This is a genomic window from Halorubrum sp. Ea8, assembly GCF_002252925.1.
GTDB lineage: Archaea > Halobacteriota > Halobacteria > Halobacteriales > Haloferacaceae > Halorubrum.
In genome coordinates this window covers 1-20133 of sequence record NZ_NHPF01000103.1, presented here as the reverse complement: position 1 = coordinate 20133, position 20133 = coordinate 1, and the positions used below count along the sequence as shown (strand labels likewise).

At 69.9% G+C, this 20133-nt stretch carries 23 protein-coding genes and 2 tRNA genes; 14 read left to right on the top strand and 11 right to left on the bottom strand.

Annotation, left to right across the window (positions count from 1 at the left end; translation table 11 throughout):
* Positions 1-66: 66 nt before the first annotated feature.
* The 3 genes from DJ74_RS11705 (at position 67) to DJ74_RS11695 (ending at position 3074) form a co-directional block, all read left to right on the top strand.
* The gene (locus tag DJ74_RS11705; protein ID WP_094527356.1) at positions 67-1701 is read left to right on the top strand and encodes a TrkA family potassium uptake protein; all 1635 of its coding nucleotides are present in this window, start codon (positions 67-69) and stop codon (positions 1699-1701) included.
* 168 nt (positions 1702-1869) lie between these two features.
* Positions 1870-2241: a 30S ribosomal protein S8e gene (locus DJ74_RS11700; RefSeq protein ID WP_094527355.1), complete on the top strand. Its 372-nt coding sequence runs from the start codon at positions 1870-1872 to the stop codon at positions 2239-2241.
* A gap of 50 nt (positions 2242-2291) precedes the next feature.
* Positions 2292-3074, top strand: coding sequence for a ribonuclease HII (locus DJ74_RS11695; protein ID WP_094527354.1), 783 nt, complete (start codon positions 2292-2294; stop codon positions 3072-3074).
* Here the strand turns inward: DJ74_RS11695 and DJ74_RS11690 are convergent.
* The 4 genes from DJ74_RS11690 to secF form a co-directional block, all read right to left on the bottom strand.
* Complete coding sequence (locus tag DJ74_RS11690; protein ID WP_094525784.1) at positions 3071-3823, bottom strand: TMEM165/GDT1 family protein; 753 nt, start codon at positions 3821-3823, stop codon at positions 3071-3073. The genes DJ74_RS11695 and DJ74_RS11690 overlap by 4 nt on opposite strands.
* Complete coding sequence (locus DJ74_RS19220; RefSeq protein ID WP_176451343.1) at positions 3820-3963, bottom strand: hypothetical protein; 144 nt, start codon at positions 3961-3963, stop codon at positions 3820-3822. The genes DJ74_RS11690 and DJ74_RS19220 overlap by 4 nt, the downstream gene beginning before the upstream one ends.
* A 101-nt stretch (positions 3964-4064) precedes the next feature.
* The gene (locus DJ74_RS11685; protein WP_094525698.1) at positions 4065-5666 is read right to left on the bottom strand and encodes a preprotein translocase subunit SecD; all 1602 of its coding nucleotides are present in this window, start codon (positions 5664-5666) and stop codon (positions 4065-4067) included.
* Entirely contained in the window at positions 5666-6547 is an 882-nt protein-coding gene (gene secF / locus DJ74_RS11680) for a protein translocase subunit SecF (RefSeq protein ID WP_094525696.1), read from the bottom strand. Before secF ends, DJ74_RS11685 begins: the two co-directional genes overlap by 1 nt.
* A gap of 135 nt (positions 6548-6682) precedes the next feature.
* Between secF and DJ74_RS11675 the strand changes: the two genes are divergently transcribed.
* Entirely contained in the window at positions 6683-7033 is a 351-nt protein-coding gene (locus tag DJ74_RS11675; protein ID WP_094527353.1) for a hypothetical protein, read from the top strand.
* Between the two features lies 1 nt (position 7034).
* Here DJ74_RS11675 and DJ74_RS11670 read toward each other — a convergent pair whose 3' ends face one another.
* The gene (locus DJ74_RS11670; protein ID WP_249269059.1) at positions 7035-7565 is read right to left on the bottom strand and encodes a DUF5812 family protein; all 531 of its coding nucleotides are present in this window, start codon (positions 7563-7565) and stop codon (positions 7035-7037) included.
* A 45-nt stretch (positions 7566-7610) separates the two neighbouring features.
* Entirely contained in the window at positions 7611-8195 is a 585-nt protein-coding gene (locus DJ74_RS11665) for a hypothetical protein (RefSeq protein WP_241881530.1), read from the bottom strand.
* Between the two features lie 82 nt (positions 8196-8277).
* Between DJ74_RS11665 and DJ74_RS11660 the strand changes: the two genes are divergently transcribed.
* Entirely contained in the window at positions 8278-8967 is a 690-nt protein-coding gene (locus DJ74_RS11660) for an undecaprenyl diphosphate synthase family protein (protein WP_094527352.1), read from the top strand.
* Positions 8968-8997: 30 nt separating this feature from the next.
* Here DJ74_RS11660 and DJ74_RS11655 read toward each other — a convergent pair whose 3' ends face one another.
* The 3 genes from DJ74_RS11655 to DJ74_RS11645 all read right to left on the bottom strand — a co-directional run bounded on the left by DJ74_RS11655 (position 8998) and on the right by DJ74_RS11645 (position 11197).
* Positions 8998-10164, bottom strand: a complete 1167-nt coding sequence (locus DJ74_RS11655) for an inorganic phosphate transporter (RefSeq protein WP_094525690.1) — start codon at positions 10162-10164, stop codon at positions 8998-9000.
* Between the two features lie 301 nt (positions 10165-10465).
* Positions 10466-10536, bottom strand: a tRNA-Gly gene (locus tag DJ74_RS11650).
* An 88-nt stretch (positions 10537-10624) separates the two neighbouring features.
* Positions 10625-11197 carry an enoyl-CoA hydratase/isomerase family protein gene (locus DJ74_RS11645; RefSeq protein ID WP_094527351.1) on the bottom strand — a complete coding sequence of 191 codons (573 nt, stop codon included), beginning with the start codon at positions 11195-11197 and terminating at the stop codon, positions 10625-10627.
* Positions 11198-11256: 59 nt separating this feature from the next.
* On the opposite strand from DJ74_RS11645, the gene DJ74_RS11640 reads away from it, so the two are divergent.
* The 9 genes from DJ74_RS11640 to DJ74_RS11600 all read left to right on the top strand — a co-directional run bounded on the left by DJ74_RS11640 (position 11257) and on the right by DJ74_RS11600 (position 18023).
* Entirely contained in the window at positions 11257-11922 is a 666-nt protein-coding gene (locus tag DJ74_RS11640) for a hypothetical protein (RefSeq protein WP_094525686.1), read from the top strand.
* A gap of 148 nt (positions 11923-12070) precedes the next feature.
* Positions 12071-12142: transfer RNA gene (locus DJ74_RS11635), tRNA-Thr, on the top strand.
* 136 nt (positions 12143-12278) lie between these two features.
* Complete coding sequence (locus tag DJ74_RS11630; RefSeq protein WP_094527350.1) at positions 12279-12977, top strand: haloacid dehalogenase type II; 699 nt, start codon at positions 12279-12281, stop codon at positions 12975-12977.
* A gap of 112 nt (positions 12978-13089) precedes the next feature.
* Positions 13090-13749: a hypothetical protein gene (locus tag DJ74_RS11625; RefSeq protein ID WP_094527349.1), complete on the top strand. Its 660-nt coding sequence runs from the start codon at positions 13090-13092 to the stop codon at positions 13747-13749.
* A 25-nt stretch (positions 13750-13774) separates the two neighbouring features.
* A complete protein-coding gene (locus DJ74_RS11620; protein ID WP_094527348.1) occupies positions 13775-14743 on the top strand; it encodes an A/G-specific adenine glycosylase in 969 nt (322 codons plus the stop codon).
* A gap of 86 nt (positions 14744-14829) precedes the next feature.
* Positions 14830-15228, top strand: coding sequence for a DUF5778 family protein (locus tag DJ74_RS11615; RefSeq protein WP_094525678.1), 399 nt, complete (start codon positions 14830-14832; stop codon positions 15226-15228).
* A 33-nt stretch (positions 15229-15261) separates the two neighbouring features.
* Positions 15262-15891, top strand: a complete 630-nt coding sequence (locus tag DJ74_RS11610) for an alpha/beta hydrolase (RefSeq protein WP_094527347.1) — start codon at positions 15262-15264, stop codon at positions 15889-15891.
* A gap of 78 nt (positions 15892-15969) precedes the next feature.
* Entirely contained in the window at positions 15970-17208 is a 1239-nt protein-coding gene (locus DJ74_RS11605) for a cytochrome P450 (protein WP_094525674.1), read from the top strand.
* A gap of 104 nt (positions 17209-17312) precedes the next feature.
* Positions 17313-18023: a class I SAM-dependent methyltransferase gene (locus tag DJ74_RS11600; RefSeq protein ID WP_094527346.1), complete on the top strand. Its 711-nt coding sequence runs from the start codon at positions 17313-17315 to the stop codon at positions 18021-18023.
* A gap of 45 nt (positions 18024-18068) precedes the next feature.
* Here the strand turns inward: DJ74_RS11600 and DJ74_RS11595 are convergent, their stop codons facing one another.
* A complete protein-coding gene (locus DJ74_RS11595; protein ID WP_094525670.1) occupies positions 18069-18398 on the bottom strand; it encodes a transcription factor S in 330 nt (109 codons plus the stop codon).
* A gap of 480 nt (positions 18399-18878) precedes the next feature.
* Positions 18879-19991 (bottom strand): putative sulfate/molybdate transporter, encoded by a 1113-nt coding sequence (locus tag DJ74_RS11585; protein ID WP_094527344.1) that lies wholly within the window; start codon positions 19989-19991, stop codon positions 18879-18881.
* Between the last annotated feature and the right edge of the window lie 142 nt (positions 19992-20133).

The following is a 20133-nucleotide window of genomic DNA, read 5'->3' as shown; positions in this document are numbered from 1 at the left end:
GCAACCGCATCCGTCACGCGGCCGGACGCGGCCCGTTTTTGTGGGTGGGCGGCGTACAACGGACCGATGGACTCGTGGAAGCGACGCGTCGTCGGGTACTTCGCCTTCGTCCTCTTCGTGCTGATCTTCACCGCGATCGCCTACCGATACGGGATGCGGGTGTACGAGGGCGACCCGCGCACGATGATCGAGGCGCTGCGCTTCTCGATCGAGATGTTCACCACCACCGGATTCGGCGGCGACGCGCCCTGGGAGAGCCAGCAGTTGAACGCGTTCATCGCGGTGATGGACCTCGTCGGGATGGTCCTCCTGATCGGCGCGCTGCCGGTCGTGGTGACGCCGCTGTTGGAAGAGGCGTTCTCGACGAGCGCCCCCACGTCGGTGGACGGAGCGCTGTCGGGTCACGTCGTCGTCTGTTCGGACACCTCCCGGTCGATGGCGCTCATCGAGGAGTTCGACTCCAAGGACATACCGTACGCGATCGTCGAGCCGGACAACGACCGAGCGGTACGGCTCCACGAAGCGGGGCAGACCGCGATCCGTGCCGACCCGGAGTCGACGGACGGGTTGGCGGCCGCGAACCTGCCCGACGCGCGGGCGCTGATAACGGACGTCTCCGACAAGGTCGACGCGAGCATCGTGCTCGCCGCGAAGGAGCTGTCGCCGGAGGTGCGGGTCATCAGCATCGTCGAAGACCCGGAGCGCGAGCGGTACCACCGCCTCGCCGGCGCGGACGAGGTGCTCTCGCCGCGGTCGCTGCTCGGCGAGAGCCTCGCCGCGAAGGTGACGACCGCGCTGCAGACCGATCTCGGCGAGGCGGTCGCCATCGGCGACTCGCTGCAGCTCGCGGAGGTGTCGGTCCCGCACGGGAGTCCGCTGGCCGGGTCGGCCCTCGGCGATAGCGGGATCCGCGAACGCGCCGGCGTCAACGTCATCGGCGTGTGGTTCAACGGCGAGTTCGACGCGGCGCCCCCGCCGGACGCGACGCTGTCGGCCGGGACGGTCCTGCTCGTCTCCGGGCGGCCGGATCAGCTGGAGCGGCTCGTCGAGCTGACGAACTCCGCCACGCGGCGATTCGGCGCGGGCGAGACCGTGGTGATCGGGTACGGGCAGGTCGGCCGGACCGTCGCCGAGACGCTCGAAGACGCAGACCTGCCCGTCACGGTCGTGGACCGGGCGGACGCCGAGGGCGTCGACGTGGTCGGCGACGCCACCGAGCCGGAGACGCTGCGGGCCGCGGGCGTCGAGTCGGCGCGGACCGTCGTGCTCGCGCTGCCCGAAGACACCACGACGGAGTTCACGACGCTCGTGATCCGCGATTTAGCGCCGAACACGCAGATCCTCGCACGGGTCGAGGAGGCCGCGAGCGTCCGGAAGATGCACCGCGCGGGCGCCGACTACGTGCTCTCTCTCGCGACCGTCACCGGCCGGATGTCCGCCTCGACCGTCATCGAGGGACGCGACGTGCTCTCCCTGGACCAGCAGGTGGAGGTCGTCAAGAGCCGCGTGCCGCGGCTCGTCGGGCGGACGGTCGGCAGGGCGAACGTGCGCGAGGCGACCGGCTGCACCGTCATCGCGGTCGAGCGCGACGGAGAGACCCTGACCGAGATCGGTCCCGACACGCGGATCGGCGACGGCGACGAGCTCGTCGTCGTCGGCACCGACGAGGGGATCCGGGAGTTCGAGCGCCGGTTCGCGTGACCCCGCTCGCCGGTTCGCGCTGACTCGCGTGCCGGTCCCCGCGGCCGCGTTCGGCGCTCCCGGCGAATCCGTGCGCGGGGCCGTCGCGTCCCGTCCGACCCGTCACGCGCCGCCTCGGGACCGAGTCGAGTCGAACGGTTCAAGTATTCGCTGGCTGTTCGTACCTGTATGAAAGACCAGGGACGCTCCACGCGCAAGCGGACGGGCGGCCGACTCAAGCACGCCTCGAACAAGAAGCGCCACCAGCTCGGCCGAGAGCCCGCCGAGACCACCGTCGGCGAGACGCGGGTCCAGTACATCGACTCCCGCGGCACGGAGCGGAAGGTCCGCGCGCTCTCGACGAACGTCGCGCAGGTCGCCGACGGCGGCGAGGTCAGCGAGGCCGAGATCGAGAACGTCGTCGACAACCCCTCGAACGTCAACTACGCCCGACGGAACATCGTCACCAAGGGCGCCGTCATCGACACGTCCGCCGGCCGCGCCCGCGTCACCTCGCGTCCCGGCCAGACCGGGCAGGTCAACGCGGTCCTCATCGACTGAGCCCGTTCGCTTTCTGAACGTATTTACCGTTCGACGACGACGAGCGACGCGTGTACCTCGGCGTCGACGAGGCCGGCAAGGGGCCCGTGCTCGGACCGATGGTCTCGGCGGCCGTGTTCGCCGACCCGGCGAGCCTCCCGGCCGACGTCGACGACTCGAAGCGGCTCTCCCCCGAGCGACGCGAGGCGATGGCCGAGACGATGCGCGGAAGCGACCGCGTCGCGGTCGGGGTCGCGTTCGTGGAGCCCGCGGAGATCGACCGGCCCGACACCGACATGAACACGCTCACGGTCCGCGGGCAGGCGCGGGCGGTGCGAGCCGCGCTCGGCGAGATAGCGGGCGTCACCGGCGTGGAACGTCCGGCGGAACCGGTCCGCGTCGTCGCCGACGCTGGAGACACCAGCGAGGCGCGGTTCGCGCGTCGGCTCGGTGCGTTCGCCGAGGGCGGTGACGACCTCAGCGGTAACGATACCGGCGGCGGTGACCCCGAGGACGGCGGAAGAGTGGTCGTCGACTCCGAGGGCGACGAGTCCGCCGCCCTCCCTCCGGTCGACGTCGAGGCCTTCCACGGCGCCGACGAGGCCGACCCGGTCGTCGGCGCGGCGAGCGTGGTCGCGAAGGTCGCGCGCGACGACCGGATGGCGGCGATCGACGACGGGTATCCGGGATACGAGGCCGTCGGGAGCGGCTACCCGAGCGACCCGACGACGCGGTCGTTCCTGCGGGCGTACGTCGCCGACAACGGCGACGTCCCGGAGTGCGCGCGCCGGACGTGGTCGACTTGCGACGACGTGTTGGCGGCCGCCGAGCAGTCGGGGCTCGACGACTTCTAGACGAGCGCCGAGACGGCCTCGCTCACGGCGCCGATGAACGTCTCCCAGACCGAGAAGCCGGCGACGATCGAGAGGACGGTGTCCGCCCCGAAGAAGGCGAACAGCACCGCGGACGCGATGTGTGCGCGCCGCACGTCGAAGCGGTGGGCGAACGTGTGGAAGAAGTACGCGTTGGCGAGGCTGATCGGAACGATCGCGAGCATCTCGCCGACCCATATCGCGGAGGTCGCCCCGTACTGCACCGCCAGCCCGATCGTGACCAACTGCGTCTTGTCGCCGAACTCGCCGGTGGCCATGAGCACGAATATCGGGAGGAAGCCGCCGAACGACCCCTCGTACCGGTCGAGCGGACCGGGGAGCGAAACCGAGTCGAGGTCGGCGTAGTCGGCGTCGGCCGCCGAGGAGTCCGGCGTCTCGGCGCCGGCGGCCGGTGGCTCCGTGCCGCCGTCGCTGGACGCGACCCGTCCGGGGTCGCGATCCGGCATCGACCGGTACAGCAGGTACGCGAACGCGAAGAACAGAGCCGCGGTCACGACGTCGAGGACCACCCCCGGCAGCGCCGACTGCAGCGCCTGCCCGAAGACGATCTCGATCGCGGTCCACCCGGCGAACGCCGACGCGGCGGCCGCGACGACGACCTTCGGGTCGTAGCGCGTCGACAGCGCGGCGATCATGAACTGAACTTTCTCGCCGGGGAGCACGGCGAGCTGGGCCACGAACGCGACGATCAGTATCTCCGAGTAGCTCATGCGTCCCCCGATCCCCCGCACTCGCCGGTCGCGGCGGTCCGATCGCGAGCGCCCGCCTGTCCGGCGGCCGTCGTTCCGGTCCGCGGATCGGTCCGCGGATCCGTCCGGTCGATCGGTTCGGGGCGGTCGTCGGTCGTCACGTGGCGGTTAGATCGGTCTAAAACAATAGTTTGTCGGCTCTCGATTCGCGCCGGCGATCCGCACGCGACGCGGAGCGGCACCGCGTCGCTCCCGCGTCCCCTCACCGGATCGTCAGCAGACGGCGGAGGATATCGCCGTAGGCGGGCCGGGTGATCAGGACCCCGATCAGGACGCCGAGGATGGTGAAGATCGCGAACCCGGAGAGGTCCCCGAGCGAGAGCACCATCAGCGGCGACATCGCGACGATCGTCGTCGCGGCGGCGGCGCCGATGACCCAGAAGGCCCGGCGGAACCGGGAGTTGAACACCTTTCGTGAGTTCACCTCGCCCTCGCTCATCACCTCGTCGGCGATGATCACCAAGTCGTCGACGCCTGTCCCGACGACCGCGATGAAGCCGGCGATGACCGCCAGCTCTATCGGATAGCTCACGAGCGCGGCGAAGCCGAGCAGGGCGTACACCTCCGCGAGCGCCGTGACGATCATCGGCAGCGCCACCGCGGGCTCGCGGTAGCGCAGGAACACCATGCCCGCGACCGCGAACACCGCGAGGATCCCCGTCACCAGCGAGTAGTTCTTGTAGTTCTCCCCCTGTGCGGCCGAGATGGTGCTGGAGGTCCCCTCCCCGCTGATGTCGAGCTCGGCCGGCAGCGCGCCGGCGCGCAGGTTGACCGATATCTCCTGCGCCGTCGTGAATTCGGGCGTGGTCAGCTCGAAGTTCGGGGTGTCGGCCCACGAGCCGCTCGCCATGCTGTCGGCGAGCCCCGGGTCCATCCCGAAGGAGTTGACAACTTCGCCGTCGACCGTGAGCAGGAGGCAGGGGTTGGAGTTCCCCAGTTCGCCCGTCTCGGGGTTGTACTCGCAGCGGTCCGCCTGGGACTGGTACGCCGAGGCGAAGCCGCGGTCGGCGACGGCCTGCTGGAACTGCTCCGCGGGCGACGGCTGGCCGTCGGAGGCGGTGTTCCTGACCGTCACGGGGACGTACGATCCCGTGCCGCGGTCCCGCTGCGACGCCGTCCCGATGTTCTCGAAGTCCTCCTGCGTGAGCACCGCTTCATCGACGGCGGTGCCGTTATCGCTCGGATACGCGATGTCGATCTGGACCGTCCCCCGCTCCTGCAGCAGCGAGACGACGTCGCTCCGGCCTTCGCCAGGCACCTCGACGAGCATGAAGTACTCGCCGGTGAGCGACTGGACCTGCTGGACGCTCCCGCCCGAGAGCCCCGCCTCGTTGATCTTGCCCTCGATGATGCTCTGGGTGAGGTCGCGGGTCTCTGCGGTTACGCCGGGGCGGATGCTCTCGTAGGAGTAGCCCGAGGCGTCCATCGCCGCGCGGAACTCCTCCTCGCTCACGGACGGGTCGGTGACCTCGACGGCCTGCTCGTCCTCGCCGAAGCTCGATCCGACGTCGCGGAGCTGCACCCCGTCGAGCTCGTCGGCGACGGCCCGTTCGACCGCCGGGGGATTGTCGCCGGCGAAGTCGACGCCGGTGGCGGTGTACCCCTTCAGGGGGGCCCGGACGCGGGTGCCGCCCTCCAGGTCCAGCCCGTACTGGAGGTTCGTGATTCCCTGGCTCGCCTCGCTCTGGTTCTCGCCCGGCGCGGTCTCCGGGGCGAACTGCGGGGCGAACAGCGCGACCGACGCGCCGACCACGACGACGACGAGCAGCAGGATGCGCCAGTTGTTCTTGATCGGTTCCAACATCAGCGCTTCACCCCCTCGAACTTGTACCAGCGGAGCAGCGAGACGTTCAGCAGGTACGTGTTCATCAGGTCGGCACAGAGGCCGACCGCGAGGATGATCCCGATGTTACGCAGCAGGTCGACGCCGAAGAGGGTCGCGACGATCGCCATCACGATCATCGCGGCCATCGACGTGAGCGTCATCGTGACACCGGTCCGCATCGCGCGGCTCACCGACTCGTAGAAGTCGCCCGTCCGGCGTAACACGGAGTTGTTCAACAGGATGTCGGAGTCGACGCTGTACCCGATGATCATCAGGAGCGCCGCGATCGTCCCGAGCGTCATCTGGATCCCGAGCAGGTTCATCACCGCGACCGGGATGACCAGGTCGGAGAACGCCGAGGCGACCACCGCGAGCGAGGGGATGAACGTCCGGAACAGTGCGAACACGAGCACGCTCATCCCGAGGAACGCCAGCGCGACCCCGAACACCGCGGTCCGGGCCGTGTCGCTGGCGAAGCTCGGCGACACCTGGTCGACCGCGGTCGTGGCGAGCCCCGCGTCGTCCGCCTGTTGCGCGAGCTCGTCTGCCAGTCCCTCGGGGTCCTCGTCGGCCGCGCGGAAGGTGACGACGTACACGTCGTCGGCGGGGATCGACCGGATCGAGTCGGGCCGTCTGTCGAACTCTGTTTCGATGCGTTCCTCGACGTTACCACCGTCGTCGGCGATCCGGAGCTCGACGCCGCCCGTGAACGCCAGTCCCAGGTTCGCCGGCGCTCCCGTGACGAGATACCATCCCAAGATGATCGCGAGCGCGAGAACGAGGACGGCGAGCGGGATCGCCACGAGCTGCCGGTTCGAGTACTCGGTGTAGTTGACCTCCGGTGCCTCGATCGCTACCATAAATACCGGTTCCTGCGCGGGCGCGAATAAGCCTTCTCACTCGGCCGCGAGCCGGCGCGTTCGGTCGGTCCCGCTCGGGCGAGCGCGGCGCGGATCGCCGAAACGAACTAACCGAACGGCGTGTTACCATCACCCATGAGTACACCCGAAGCGGCCCGCGTCGTCCTCTCGTATCCCGAGGGGCTCAGCGACTGGGGCCGCGACCAGATCGAGACGGACCGCTACCGGTCGTACTTCGCGCGGGTCATGGACGATGTCGCGGTCGGCGACGTCCGCGAGGAGTTCGTCGACGTCGGGTGCTGCGGAGACAGCCTCGACGTGCCGTTCCGCGTGGAGCGGATCGAGGTCGACGGCGACCCGGTCGACGCGGCGGCCGTGACGGCCGAGACGACCGTCGACTACGAGGCGCGTACCGGCGACGTCGACGGCGGCTGGCGGGTGCAGAGCGCCGCCGGTCCGTCGGACCCGGCCGCCGGAGTCGACTGAGTCAGGGCATGTAGCGCACGCTGACCACGCCCGGCTCCGACCGGATCTCGACGCGGTTCACGCCGAGCCGGGCGGCGCGGGAGAGCGTCGCCTCGCGGTCCTCGATCACGTCGGCGACCGCGCTCTCGGTGTCCGACTCTGGCGGCGTCAACACGTGGACCTCGCCCTCGCCCGCGCGCGGCTCACGGGCGAGCTCTCCCGTCGGCGTCTCCGCCGCGAGCTCGCGCTCGTGGACGGTGGGCGGCTCCTCGCTCTCCTCGATCGAAAGGCGTCGGCGCTCCGCGACGTCGATCACCCGATACGTGACCTCCATCGGCGGATCGGGCGCGACGGTGGCCTCGACCGCATCGTCGGCCTCGAGTCCGGGGTTCGAGCTCAGCGTGTGTACCTGTCCGTCGTGGACGTCTTTCAGCACCGCCGAGCCGCTCTCGACGTGCGTGACGAGGAACGTGCTCTCCTTGCCGTCCGTCGGCTCCGTCCCGTCGGCGTCGTCCGGCCCATCCGCGTCGGTGCGCTCCGGCTCGTCGGTCATTGCTCCGTGGTAGGTGGCCGACCCTTTTCGGGGTTTCGAGCCGCGTCAGTCGTCGTCGACCGGTGGGTCGTCCGCCGAAGTCGGGGGTTCGCCCGCGCTGTCCGCGTTGTCGGCCGCGCCGTCGCCGGTGACACGGAGCCGGTAGTGGATCGCGAACACGGTGACCGCGGCGGCGGCCGGGGGGACGAAGCCGGCGAGCCGCGGGAGCGCGTAGAGGGCGTTCACGACCGCGGACTCGGTCGGGTCTCGCAGCGCCGCCGGCGCGGAGATCACCATGCCGACGTACAGCGACAGGAGGAACAGGAAGCCGCCGTACGCCATCTTCCGGTCGTATCCCGACCGCACGGGGTCGCCGCGGCGGTGGCGACGCGCGACGAACAGCAGCGGCGCCAGCAGCGGCGCGACCGCGGCGAAGCCGGCGATAACGTACAGCGACCGCGAGAACAGGAACGTTCCGCTCTGCACGTCGGCAGTCTCCGCCATCCAGACGACGAGCGCGAGGGTGACGACTGTCGCGATCAGCCCGGCTGTGAGCGCGCCGACCACCCCGTAGACGCGCATGGTCCACGACTCGGTGTGCCGGATCGCGTAGGGGATCGCGCCGAACACCCCGCGGTAGCTGTCTGCCATCGACGCAGATAGGGCCGACGCCGAATTAAACCCCTCGTCGGCGGACGTGGGATTTTAAATTCCCGCGACGGAAGCGTCTCACGTGGACCTGTACGACGCGTATCTCGCCGTCCGCCACCGACTCCACGACGGGGACCCCCCCGAGCACGTCGCGATCGTCATCACGGAGCGGGACCTCCTCGCCGACGGCGCGTTCGACACCCTCTCCGAGGCGCTCGGGTGGGCGCTGGAGTACGGCGCCCGGCGCGTCACCGTCTCGGTCTCGGTGCTCGACGAGTCAGTGGTCCCGACGCTCGCGAGAGAGCTCCGGCGGCTCGACGCGCCCGCCCCGTTCGTCGTTCGCGGGCCGGACGACGCCGACGGGGAGCAGAGCGCAGACGGCGAGGCGGGTAGCGCGGACGGCGCGGCGGGTGGCGCGGACGGCGAGGCGGGTAGCGCAGACGGCGACGACGCCCCCATCAGAATCACCGTCGGACTCGGCGGAAAGGCCGAGTTCGCGGCCGCGGTCCGCGAACTCGCGAGCGACGTCGACGTCGGCGAGCTCGATCCGGCGTCGATCGACGCGGACGACGTCGCCGACCGGCTCGTGTTCCCGGAGGAGCCGGACCTCGTTATCAAGACGGGCGCGGAGCGGCTCTCCGACTTCGCTATCTGGCAGTCGGTGTACGCCGAGCTCTACTTCACGGACGTGAACTGGCGCGACTTCAGGCGCCGCGACTACCTGCGCGCGGTCCTCGACTTCCAGGACCGACAGCGGCGGTTCGGACGGTAGCCGGGTCGGCGCGGGAAGAGCGGTCGAGCCCTACCAGACGAAGCGGAACAGGATCGTGAACGTGACCAGCGCGCCGACGGTCGAGAGGATCGGAACGACGTTCTGCATCAGGACGACGCGCGCGCTCGTGCTCGGGTTGAACAGGTCCGACGCCGAGGGGATGTCGGTCGGGTCGCCCTCCCCGATCTTGCCCGTCCCGTCCGCCTTCAGCGCGCCGACGGACACCTTCGGCTCCTTCTCGCCGCTGATCCCCTGCCGCACAGTGACGGTCCGGGTCGCGCGCCCCCAGCCGAGCCCGACGATCGACATCGTCGCGATGATGACGAACGACGCCGGGATCCCGACCGCCGAGAGGCTGATGACGATCCCGGAGGAGACGCAGGCGACGACGATCGCCGCGGTCAGCGGGAGGTCGGTGATGTCGTTGCCGAGCGTGTCGAGCGTCCGCCGGGCGATCGTGAACGCGCCGACCGCGACGGCGGCGCTCCCGAGCAGGATCATCGGCGTCATCTCGACGTTGTCGAGCGCGACGAGGGGCGCGATCGCGTTCGCGATGTTCGAGGTGCCCGACGAGAACGCCATCAGACAGCCGATGGCGATGACGACGAATCCGCCGAAGAGCTCGCGCCGGGTCGTGTTCGGGCCCGCCACCGGCTTCGGGACCAGTCCGGAGCGGTCGAACTCGAACAGCGCCCCCTCGGTGCTGTCTATCGCCACCCAGTTGTCGATGGCCGGGTAGAAGTAGCGCCCCACGACGCCCGACACCCAGAAGCCGATGATGGGCGCGACGATCCACCAGATGGCGATCTCGCCCATCACCGCCCGGTCGAGGGTGCCCGTCGCGAGCCCGAGACCCGCGATCGCCCCGACGGCCGTCATCGACGTCGACGCGGGGACGCCGGCGAAGTTCCCGACGAACAGCGCGCCGCCGATGAAGAAGAGGACCACGATGCTCGTTTCCAGCGTGAACACGTTCCCGCCGGTGACGAGGTCCTCCCCGAGCGTCGTCACGACGCGCTGTCCGAGCGTCCCGGCGCCGATGAAGAAGAAGATCGACATCAGCGCCGCGGCGCCCGACTTCGAGAGCACTCCCGATCCGACGGCCGGCCCGAAGGCCGGACCGGTCGTGGCGCCGCCGATGTTGTACCCGACGAACGCCGCGACCACGAAACCGACGAGAAGTAAGACCTCAATCATATACTCGCTACAACGACACACGTCCGGTTAAGCGGACAGGTTCGCGCCGCCGGGAGCCCCGGGTGACCGCGGGGTCGATTCGCTCGCGTAGGAGACCGAACGCTAGCTGACTGAGTTGGTGATTTCTCTCACTTCGTTCGCGAGTTCGCTGAACGGAGTGAAGCGAACGCTAACTGACGGAGTCAGTTAGAAAATGCACCGGCCGAGACTCCCCGCGAGCGGGGAGTCAGGGCGGTGCACGACCGGAGGGAGTTCGTCGAACGAAGTGAGACGAACGTCGACTGACGGAGTCAGTCGGAAGTGCACCGGCCGAGATTTGAACTCGGGTTGCAACCATGGCAAGGTTGCGTGATACCACTACACTACCGGTGCGTGCTTCGCACTTACAGATTGGTCGGAGGCTCACTTAAACCTGTCACATCGGGACTGCGCCGGGGTCGGACCGCTTCGCCCGCGCGGCTCACTCCGTCCGCGACGCCGCGATGTCCGCCCCGTGCGACCGGACGAGGGCGGCGAACGCCTTCGCCTCCGCGTCCGCCTGCATCGCGTCGTCCCGCCGGTCACGCACCCGTCGCTTGACCGTCCGCAGCGCGTCCGGCTTTCCGTCCGCGATGACGTCGGCGACCGCGCGCGGGTCGTCGACGACCCGGGAGACGAGCCCGGTCCGGAGCGCCTCGTCGGCGTCGAGGACGCGGCCCGAGAGCGCGAGTTCGACGCCGCCGCCGCGGGCCGCGCCGTCGATCCCGCAGACGACGACCGTGTCAGCCGCCGCGATCGCCGCGGCGGTGCGCTGTCCCCGCCGAGCGAACGACGTCGCGTCGGCCTCGTCGTCTCGGTCGAGGCCGGCGACGGCGTCGAGGTCGGCGCCGGCACAGAAGGCGTCGCCGGCGCCGCGAAGGTACGTGACGGGCGTTTCGGCGCGGTCGACGGCCCGCCGGAGCGCGTCTAGGTCCTCGGGACGGAGGGCGTTTCGCCGCTCCGGGTGGTCGATCGTGACGACGCGGACGCGGCCGTCGGTGCTGGTGCGGATCACGCCGTCGTATCCCGGCGGTTTCCAAAGGTCTTTGCCCTTCGCTCGACTACCTCGTGGCAATGGACGATGCCGCGCGAGCGCGTGAGGCCGCTCACGAGGCGCTCGCGGACGTCGAGCCCGAGCAACTGCGCGAGGCCCTCGAGAGCCGTATTCTGGACGCCGCCGTGACGCCCGGTGTTCTGGCGCTCGTCACGGCCCGGGCGGTCGACCCCGACGTGCGCTCCGACGAGCTCGTCGACCGGGCGGCGGGCGTGCAGCTTATCTACGAGGGACTGCGGCTCACCCGCACGGTGGCCCACGAGGAGCCGTGGCTGACCGCGCCCACCAGCGAGACCGACATCGACGCCGACATGGACGTGCTCACGGCCGACGTGCTCGTCTCGCGCGGCTTCTCGCTGCTGGCGTGTACCGACGCGGCCGGCGCCGCGGTCGAGGTCGTGCGCGCGTTCGGCCGAGACCAGACGCTCCGCGACCGCGATGGGACCGACCCCGCCGCGGCGGCCGCGCTCGACCGGAACCTGGAGGTCGACGCCCTCGAACTGGCGGTCGTCGCCGGCACCACGGCCGTCGGCGGCGACCCGCCGGAAGAGCTACTGACGTACGCCCGCGAGCTGGCGGCCGACTACGACGGCGAGTTCCCGCCGCCGGGGCGTGCGCTCCCGGACGCGACCGCCGACCGGATCGCCGACATCTCGGACCGCGCCGTGAGCGCGACGGACCGGTAAGACGGACCGGTAAGACGGACCGGTAAGACGGACCGGTAAGGCGAATCCCGACCCCGCGACGGCGTCGCCGGCGTCCCCTCGGATCGGGCGACGACTCGGCGGCGGATCGAAACCCATAAAGTCGAATCCGGTCAACGACTGATTGCGTGCCTGGGTAGCTTAGCGGTAAAGCGCGTCCTTGGTAAGGACGAGACCCCGAGTTCAAATCTCGGCCTAGGCTCTTTCTCCGGTCCGTTCCCGCGCGAACACGGTCCCGTCCGCGACGCGGTCGGCCCCGCTCTGCCCCGCGGCGACCGTGCGACCGTCGTCGTGGCGGGATTCACTACGGTTATGATGTGGGCCGCAGTACCACGACCATGGACCTCGACTCCGTCTCGACCGTCACCGTCGACTCATACAGCACGCTCGTGGACATCGGCTCGCAGGAGGCGGTGCTGGAAGCGCACGTCGACGGCCTCGACGACGCCGAGAGCGTCTCGCAGCTGTGGCGCGCGCAGTACCTCCAGTACTCGATGATCGCGAACGACATCGACGCCTACCGGCCGTTCTGGGAGCTCATCGGACAGGGCCTCCGATACGCCCTCGAAGCGAACGGACACGACGTGCCGGAGGCGACCCGCGACGAGATCCGGCGCACGGTGTACGAGGACGAGCTGTCGATCTTCGACGACGTTCGGGACGGGATCGGGCGGATCGCCGACCTGGGGTACGAGGTGTACATCGTCTCGAACGGCTCGCCTGAGATGCTGGAGCACCTGGTCGCGGCGGCGGACCTCGGCGACGTCGTGACGGACGCGATCAGCGCCGACGAGGTGGAGACGTACAAACCGGAGGCGGGGATCTACGAACACGCGGCGGAGCGGACCGACACGCCGATCGGGGAGATACTGCACGCCTCCGGCGGCGGGATGCGCGACGTCTGGGGCGCGAAACACGCCGGCATGTCGACCGCGTGGGTCTCCCGCCCCGGGGAGACGCTCCCGACGGAGGAGCTGGGTTCCGAGCCGGACCTCGTCATCGAGGGGTTCCACGACCTCGCGGACCGGCTCGAGTGAGCGGTCCGGTCCTGCCGATCAGGACGCTTTCGACGGACGCCGCGGGCGTCGCGGGCGACCGACGGCTCGCGCAGTCGCAACGCCGATACCCGTGGCGGACCACGGTCCGGCCATGACCTTCGCCGACCTGTTCGAGCGGGCCGCCGACCGCGACGCGACCGAGGACGCGGTGCGCGTCGCGATCGCGGATCGCCGATCTGGCTCCGGGAGCGGGGGAGAGTCCGACGACGGCGACGCCGAGAGCGACGCCGACGTCTCCCCCGCCGACCGCGAGCCGAGCCCCGCCCGCGTCGTCGCCGACGCGGACGTCCTCGCGACGGACCTCCTCGTCGGCGGCGCGGCCCGCGAGGCGCTCGACGCGCTTCGCGCGCACTCGTGGACGACGCTCGTCGCCAGCGACGCCCTGCTCGACGACGCCGAGGCGGTGATCGCCGAGATCTCCGACGCCGACCTCGCGGCCGACTGGCGCGACGCGGTCGAGGCGTGGCGCGAGCCGACGGCGCATCCCGCGGGCGACCACCCTGCGCTGGCGTCGGCGTACCGCGGCGCCGCGATGCAGGTCGTGAGCCTCGACCCGTCGCTCACGGGGGCGGAGGCCGCCGCCGGGCTCCGCGACCGCCTCCCCGTGAGCGTCCGGGAGCCGCGGGCGTTCGCGGCGGTGTTCTCGGCCGAGAACCTCTATCCCGAGGCGGTCGGCGGCGAGTATCCGGGGCCGGACCGCGACCCGCGCTCGATGGCTCCGGTCGGACGCGGCGAGGACCAGCACCGATAAACGACCGCCGCCCCGACTGACGGTAATGAGCGATTCGGACGCGACCGCGGGAGAGGGGGGCGGCACGGAGGGGCTCGCCGAGGGCGACGCCCCCGAACTGCCGGCCGACCTCGGCGCGGTCCGCGAGGCGCTCGTGGAGTGGTACGAGGCCGACCACCGCGACTTCCCGTGGCGGCGCACCGAGGACCCCTACGCGGTCCTCGTCAGCGAGGTGATGAGCCAGCAGACGCAGCTCGATCGGGTGGTCCCCGCGTGGGAGGACTTCCTCGACGAGTGGCCGACGACGGTCGACCTCGCCGCCGCCGACCGCGGCGACGTGGTCGCGTTCTGGTCCGACCACTCGCTCGGCTACAACAACCGCGCGAAGTACCTCCACGAGGCGGCCGGACAGGTCGAGGAAGAGTACGGAGGAGAGTTCCCGCAATCGCCCGGCGAACTGCAGGAGCTGATGGGCGTCGGCCCGTACACCGCGAACGCGGTGGCGTCGTTCGCGTTCAACGACGGCGACGCGGTCGTCGACACCAACGTGAAGCGCGTCCTCCACCGCGCGTTCGCGGTGCCGGACGACGACGCGGCGTTCGGTCGGGTCGCCTCGCGGGTCATGCCCGACGGCGAGTCCCGCGTCTGGAACAACGCGGTCATGGAGCTCGGCGGCGTCGCCTGCGGCACGACCCCGCGCTGCGACGAGGCGGGCTGCCCGTGGCGGGGGTGGTGTCACGCGTACGAGACCGGCGACTTCACCGCGCCCGACGTGCCCGAGCAGCCGAGCTTCGAGGGGAGCCGGCGGCAGTTCCGGGGGCGCGTGGTCCGGACGCTCGGCGAGTACGACGAGCTGCCGCTCGACGACCTCGGACCCCGGATCCGGGTCGACTACGCGCCCGACGGCGAGCACGGGCGAGAGTGGCTCCGCGGGCTCGTCGACGACCTCGCCGACGACGGGCTGGTCGACGTGGACGAGGGAGACGACTGTGCGATCGTTCGCCTGCGGGACTGAGTCCTCGGCGTGCCCGCTCGCCGCCCGGAGAGGTGCCGAACGTGTGAACCGTCACCCGTTTATCACCGGAGCCGGAACGAACGGGTATGAGCGAAACCGTCGACTCCGACCTCTACACGCGGACGAAGGCCCTGCTGGAACCGGGCGACATCGAGCTTCTTGGCTGTATCGTCCACACGACGCTCGGCGGCCAGGAGGACTTGGAGATGCACGATCTCACGGTCGCCGCCAACGACGTCATCGCCGACCACGCCGACAAGGGCGAGGCGTACATCGAGGCCGGCAACGACGACACGAACTTCTCGTCGAACCAGTTCCAGGGGCTCACCCTCGACGGCGAGGAGTTCGTCTGGGAGTGCCAGCAGCTCCTCCGTGACGGCACCTTCGACCTGGTGTTCTACTACGAGGCCGGCGTCGATCAGGAGGCGCTCGCCGCGGACCTGACCGCGCTCGATAACGTCGACCGCGTGACGCAGGTTCCCTGACGCGGCGGTGCATCCGCCCCTACCCCTGCGCCCGTGAGCGAAACCGTCCTCATCCCCGGCGGCCGCGACGTTCGAGCCACGCTCGACACCGCCGCGAGCGACGGGAGTCGCGCCGACGCGGTCGTCGTCGCCTGTCCCCCGCACCCGCAGCAGCGCGGCCACCGCGGCGACGAGCGACTGCAGGCGGTGAGCGACGCGCTGACCGGCCGCGGGATCGACTGCCTCCGGTTCGACTACGGCGACTGGGACGAGGGGTACGGCGAGAGCACGGACGCCGACAACGCTGTCGCGTGGGCGGCCGAGCGCTACGAGCGGGTAGGCTTGTTCGGCTTCTCGTTCGGGGCGGCGGTCGCGCTCGTGACGGCCGCCTCGCGCCCCGGTCTCGCCGGCGTCTGCGCGCTCGCGCCGACCGCTCGGCTGAATCCCGACGTGGACGCGGTCGCGGCGCTCGACGACCTCGTCGACCTCAGCGTGCCGACGCAGGTCCTGTACGCGACCCGCGACTCGACGGCGGACTGGGAGCCGGTCGTCGAGCGGGCGAAGGAACTGGGAATCGAGACGGAAACGTTCGAATCGGACCACTTCTTCGTGGGGCGCTCGGGGGACGTGGGTGAGGCGGTAGCGGCGTTCTTCGAGCCGCGGCTGGTGGCTGACGGTAAATAGGGGTTAGTCGGAAACCGCCGCGGTGCGACGAGCCCCTCGCCCGAGATTTTTATCCCGTTCGTCCCCAAGGCCATGGGTATGAGTTCGGCAGGTCCCCAGGGACTCCAAGCCGTCCCCGAAGAACTACAGGACCGCGAGTCGTGGCTGGATCCCTTCGACTGGTACGAGCGGATGCGCGAACGGTCGCCAGTCCGGTACGATCCCGACCGTCGAACGTGGGACGTCTTCCGGTACGAGGACGTGAAGCGCGTGTTGGACGACGACGACGTGTTCTCGGCGGACCCTCGGGAGGCGGACGACTTCGTCGAACCCGAAGGACCGGGGGAGGGGTTGATCCTCGACACGATGTTGTTCGAGGACCCGCCCCGCCACGACGAACTCCGAGGTGTCGTCGACGAGTGGTTCCAACCGCGGACGCTCGCCGACCGCGAACCCCACTTTCGAGAGCTGGCGGGCGAGTTGCTCGACGATGCCGTCGGGACCCACGGAGAGATGGACGTCGTCGAGGACCTCGCGTACCCGTTCCCGGTGACGGTGATCGCCGAACTGCTCGGAGTCCCGCCGTCGGACCGCGACCGGTTCAAGACGTGGTCGGACACGATCGTGGAGGCCGCAAGCGACGATGAGGGCGCGGACGCCTTCGCCGAACGCCAGCAGCAGACCCAGATGGAGATGGCCCAGTACTTCCTGGAAATGATCGAAGATCGCCGCGAGAACCCGCAAGACGATCTGCTCTCCGTTATCGTCACCGCCGAGTCCGACGCGGGGGGACGGCTCTCCCGCGAGGAGGCGCTCGGGATGTGCATCCTGCTGCTCGTCGCGGGGAACATCACGACGACGAACCTCATCGCGAACGCGGTGCGGTGTTTCGCCGAGGCGGACCCGGATCTGGTCGACGAGTTGCGCGGGGACGACCGCGCGCTCACGAGCGCCGTCGAGGAAGTGCTGCGATACCGGTCGCCGGTGCAGGCCATGAGCCGGGTCGCTACAGAGGACGTGACCATGCGCGGCGAGACCATCGAAGCGGGCGACCGGGTCATCGCTTGGATCGGCTCCGCGAACCGCGACGAACGCCGGTTCGACGCAGCCGACACGTTCCGACCTGACCGCTCGCCCAACCAGCATATCGCGTTCGGCCACGGCACCCATTACTGTCTGGGGGCACCGCTCGCTCGGCTCGAGGCCAAAGTCGGGCTCTCGGAGCTACTCGACCGCGTCGATCGCGTGCGGCTCACGGAGACGCCCCTCGAGCCGACGCGAAGTTCGTTCATCTACGGCGTCGAGTCGCTACCGATCCGATACGACGAGCGACGGTAGATCGCCCGCCCGAAGCGACGGTGCCCCGTGCGGGACCGACCGTCGGTGTCGCCCGGTGAACGAAGGGGCAATTATAAGCCCGCCACAGACGACGATCGTGACCCGTGAGAACACTTCTCGATGAACTGAAGGGGCGGGTCGCGGATCTCGTACCGGCGCGAGCCTATCCCTTACTGAAGGGCGCGTACGCCTCGATATATTACGAACCGGATCGGGTCAAGACCCCTCACGCGAGGGACTCCGTCCCCGAGACGCTCTCGGAGGAACACGTCCGAAACGCCGAGGTCGTCCCGGCTCGAGAGGACATGCTGGAAGCGTTCCCGCGGGGCGGACGAGTCGCGGAGTTGGGGACAGACGAGGGGGATCTCTCCGAGAGGATTCTCTCGATAACGGACCCCGACGAACTGTACCTGATCGACGTCTGGGGGTCGAAGGAGTTCAGTGACCGGAGCGTGGAGGAGGTGGAAAACAGATACGCGGACCGGATCGCGGACGGAACCGTGGAAGTCCTGCCGGAGCGGCCGGACGTCGCGCTCGACCGCTTCGAGGACGGCTTCTTCGACTGGGTGTACATCGACACCACCCACACGTACGAGCAGACACAGAGGGAACTGGAGATCGCCAGGGAGAAAGTGAAATCCGACGGCGTCATCGCCGGACACGATTACTGCCTCGGCGACGTCCCCGCGGGGCGGTGGTACGGCGTCATCGCCGCGGTTCACGAGTTCTGCGTCGAGTACGAGATGAAGCTGACGCACCTGTCGCTGGAAACGCACGGCCACAGCAGTTTCGCGATAGAGCGGATCGACCCGTAGACCGGTCCGGTCGGCGTCCGTCCGACGCCCGGTCGGCGTTCCGTCTCAGTTGTAGCCGCGCCAGCGACGCCCACACTCCTTGCACTTGAAGAAGCGCGTCGGCGGTTCGTCGGCGGCGCCGGTCTGTTTGATCGTGTACCACGCCTCGCCGTGGCCGCACTCGTCGCAGACCACGTCGGTCGCGGTCGGCTTCCCCTCGAAGTTCGCGCCCTCCTCCGTCTCGATCACCTCGTCGCCGGTCTGTTCCGTGGTCGACTCGAAGTCGGCGGCGAGCGCCTCGTCGCGCTCGGCGGTGCCGCCGCAGTCGTCGCTCTGACACACCATCTCGCCGTCGACGGAGACCATCATCGAGCCGCAGTCGTCACAGAACTGCATATATGTATCTCAGTAGGGTATCGAGCGGTTTAGCTCCCCTGACTGCGCTCGGTACGCGTATGCTGTTCGCTTAAAAACAGTCGGTGTCGACGGCGCCGTGAACGCTTCCAAAGCCCCAGCCGCTCGGCGATACGTGAGTGTTTCCCACTCAACGGTGAACGCTTCCAAAGCTCCAGCCGCTCGGCGATACGTGAGTGTTTCCCACTCAACGGTGAACGCTTCCAAAGCCCCAGCCGCGAGGCGGACGCACGCTCGTTGCGCGCTTCAGTCGCTCGCGGTGCTCGCTCCTTCCAGTGCTTCCGTCGCCTGCGCCCGCCTCGCGACTGCCCCTTTGAGTCCCGCCCGACCGCACGGCACCGAACCTCACGCCTCCCCAGCCTCGTCGCTGGCGCGTTCCGCGCCAGCGACTCCCTCGCGCGTGCCCCTCGCGCCCTTATCAGGGCGCTCGGCGGCACGCGCCGCCGCACCGCCGTTCATTTATCAGTCGTCGCCGGTGTCTCCGACGCGCTCCCACGCGAGGTGGGCGACGATCCCGAGCAGGAACGCGACGCCGAGGTTCGTCGCCAACGCGACGAGACCGATCGCGACCGAGAGCGCGACGTTCTCGGAGTCGAGGGCGTTGCGCGCGAGCGAGACGGCGACGATCGCAAGGAGCGCGCCGAGCATCGCCACCGGGAACGCGCCGAGGAGGCCGGGCGTCGCGAACGGGACGGCGAGGAGGTAGCCGACGCCGAGGACGACGTTCGCGCCGCCGGTGCGCGCGCCGAACGCGTGCTTGCCGGCGACGCCGTCGCAGCCGTGACACATCGGGATCCCGCCGAGCGGCACCGCGAGCAGGTTCGTCGCGCCCATGCTCGCCGACAGCTCGTCCGGCGTCACCTCGGCGTCGAACAGGTCGGCGAAGAGGAGCGACGTCGCGAGCGCGGCGTTGCCGATCGTCATCGCGAGCTGCGCGACGACCCCGTCTGCGGTCGACCGGGTGACCGCCGCGGCGAGCCCCGACAGCGACGGGGTCGGCGGCGCCCCGGGCCACTGCGGCGCCGGCACGCCGACGGCCACGACCGCGATCGCGACGCCCGCGACCGCCACCGCGAGCGCGCTCGCCGTTCGGTGACCGGCGAGGGCCGCGAGCGCGGCGATCGCCACGCCGACGGCCGCGAGGAATGGATCGCCGATCGCGAGGTCGACCCCGGTCTGTAGGAGGATCAGCCCGACCGCGAGCTGCACCCCGCGGATCACCGGCTCGCCGATCCAGCGCTCCACCCGCGCGAGCGTCCCCGTGAGCCCGATCGCAAGGAGGAGCCCTCCGAGGATCAGCCCGGCGAGCGCGAGCTCGGCGTACGTCAGCGCGCCCGCGATCGCCAGCGCCGCCAGCGCCTTCATCGGCTCGACGGACACCGGCAGTCCGTACCGGGCCCCCCAGACGATCTGGAAGACGCCGAAGCCGGCGAGCGCGTGCGGCAGCGACACGTCGGTCAGCAGCGCCAGCGCGACCACGAGCGGGATAACGGTAATCGAATCCCCTATCGCCCCGGTGAGCGATCCCGGGCCGAACTCGATCCCGCGCCGGCGCGTCGCCTCGACGATTCCCACGATGTGAGCCGACTCGCGCCGAAGGCGCTTGAGAGTGTTCAGAAACCGTTGCCGGGATCGCTCGGCGTCGGCGTAACTGGTTTCAGTTCACTCGCCCGAGTCGAACGTCGGGTCCTCTTCGGAGACCATCGGGCAGTTCCGC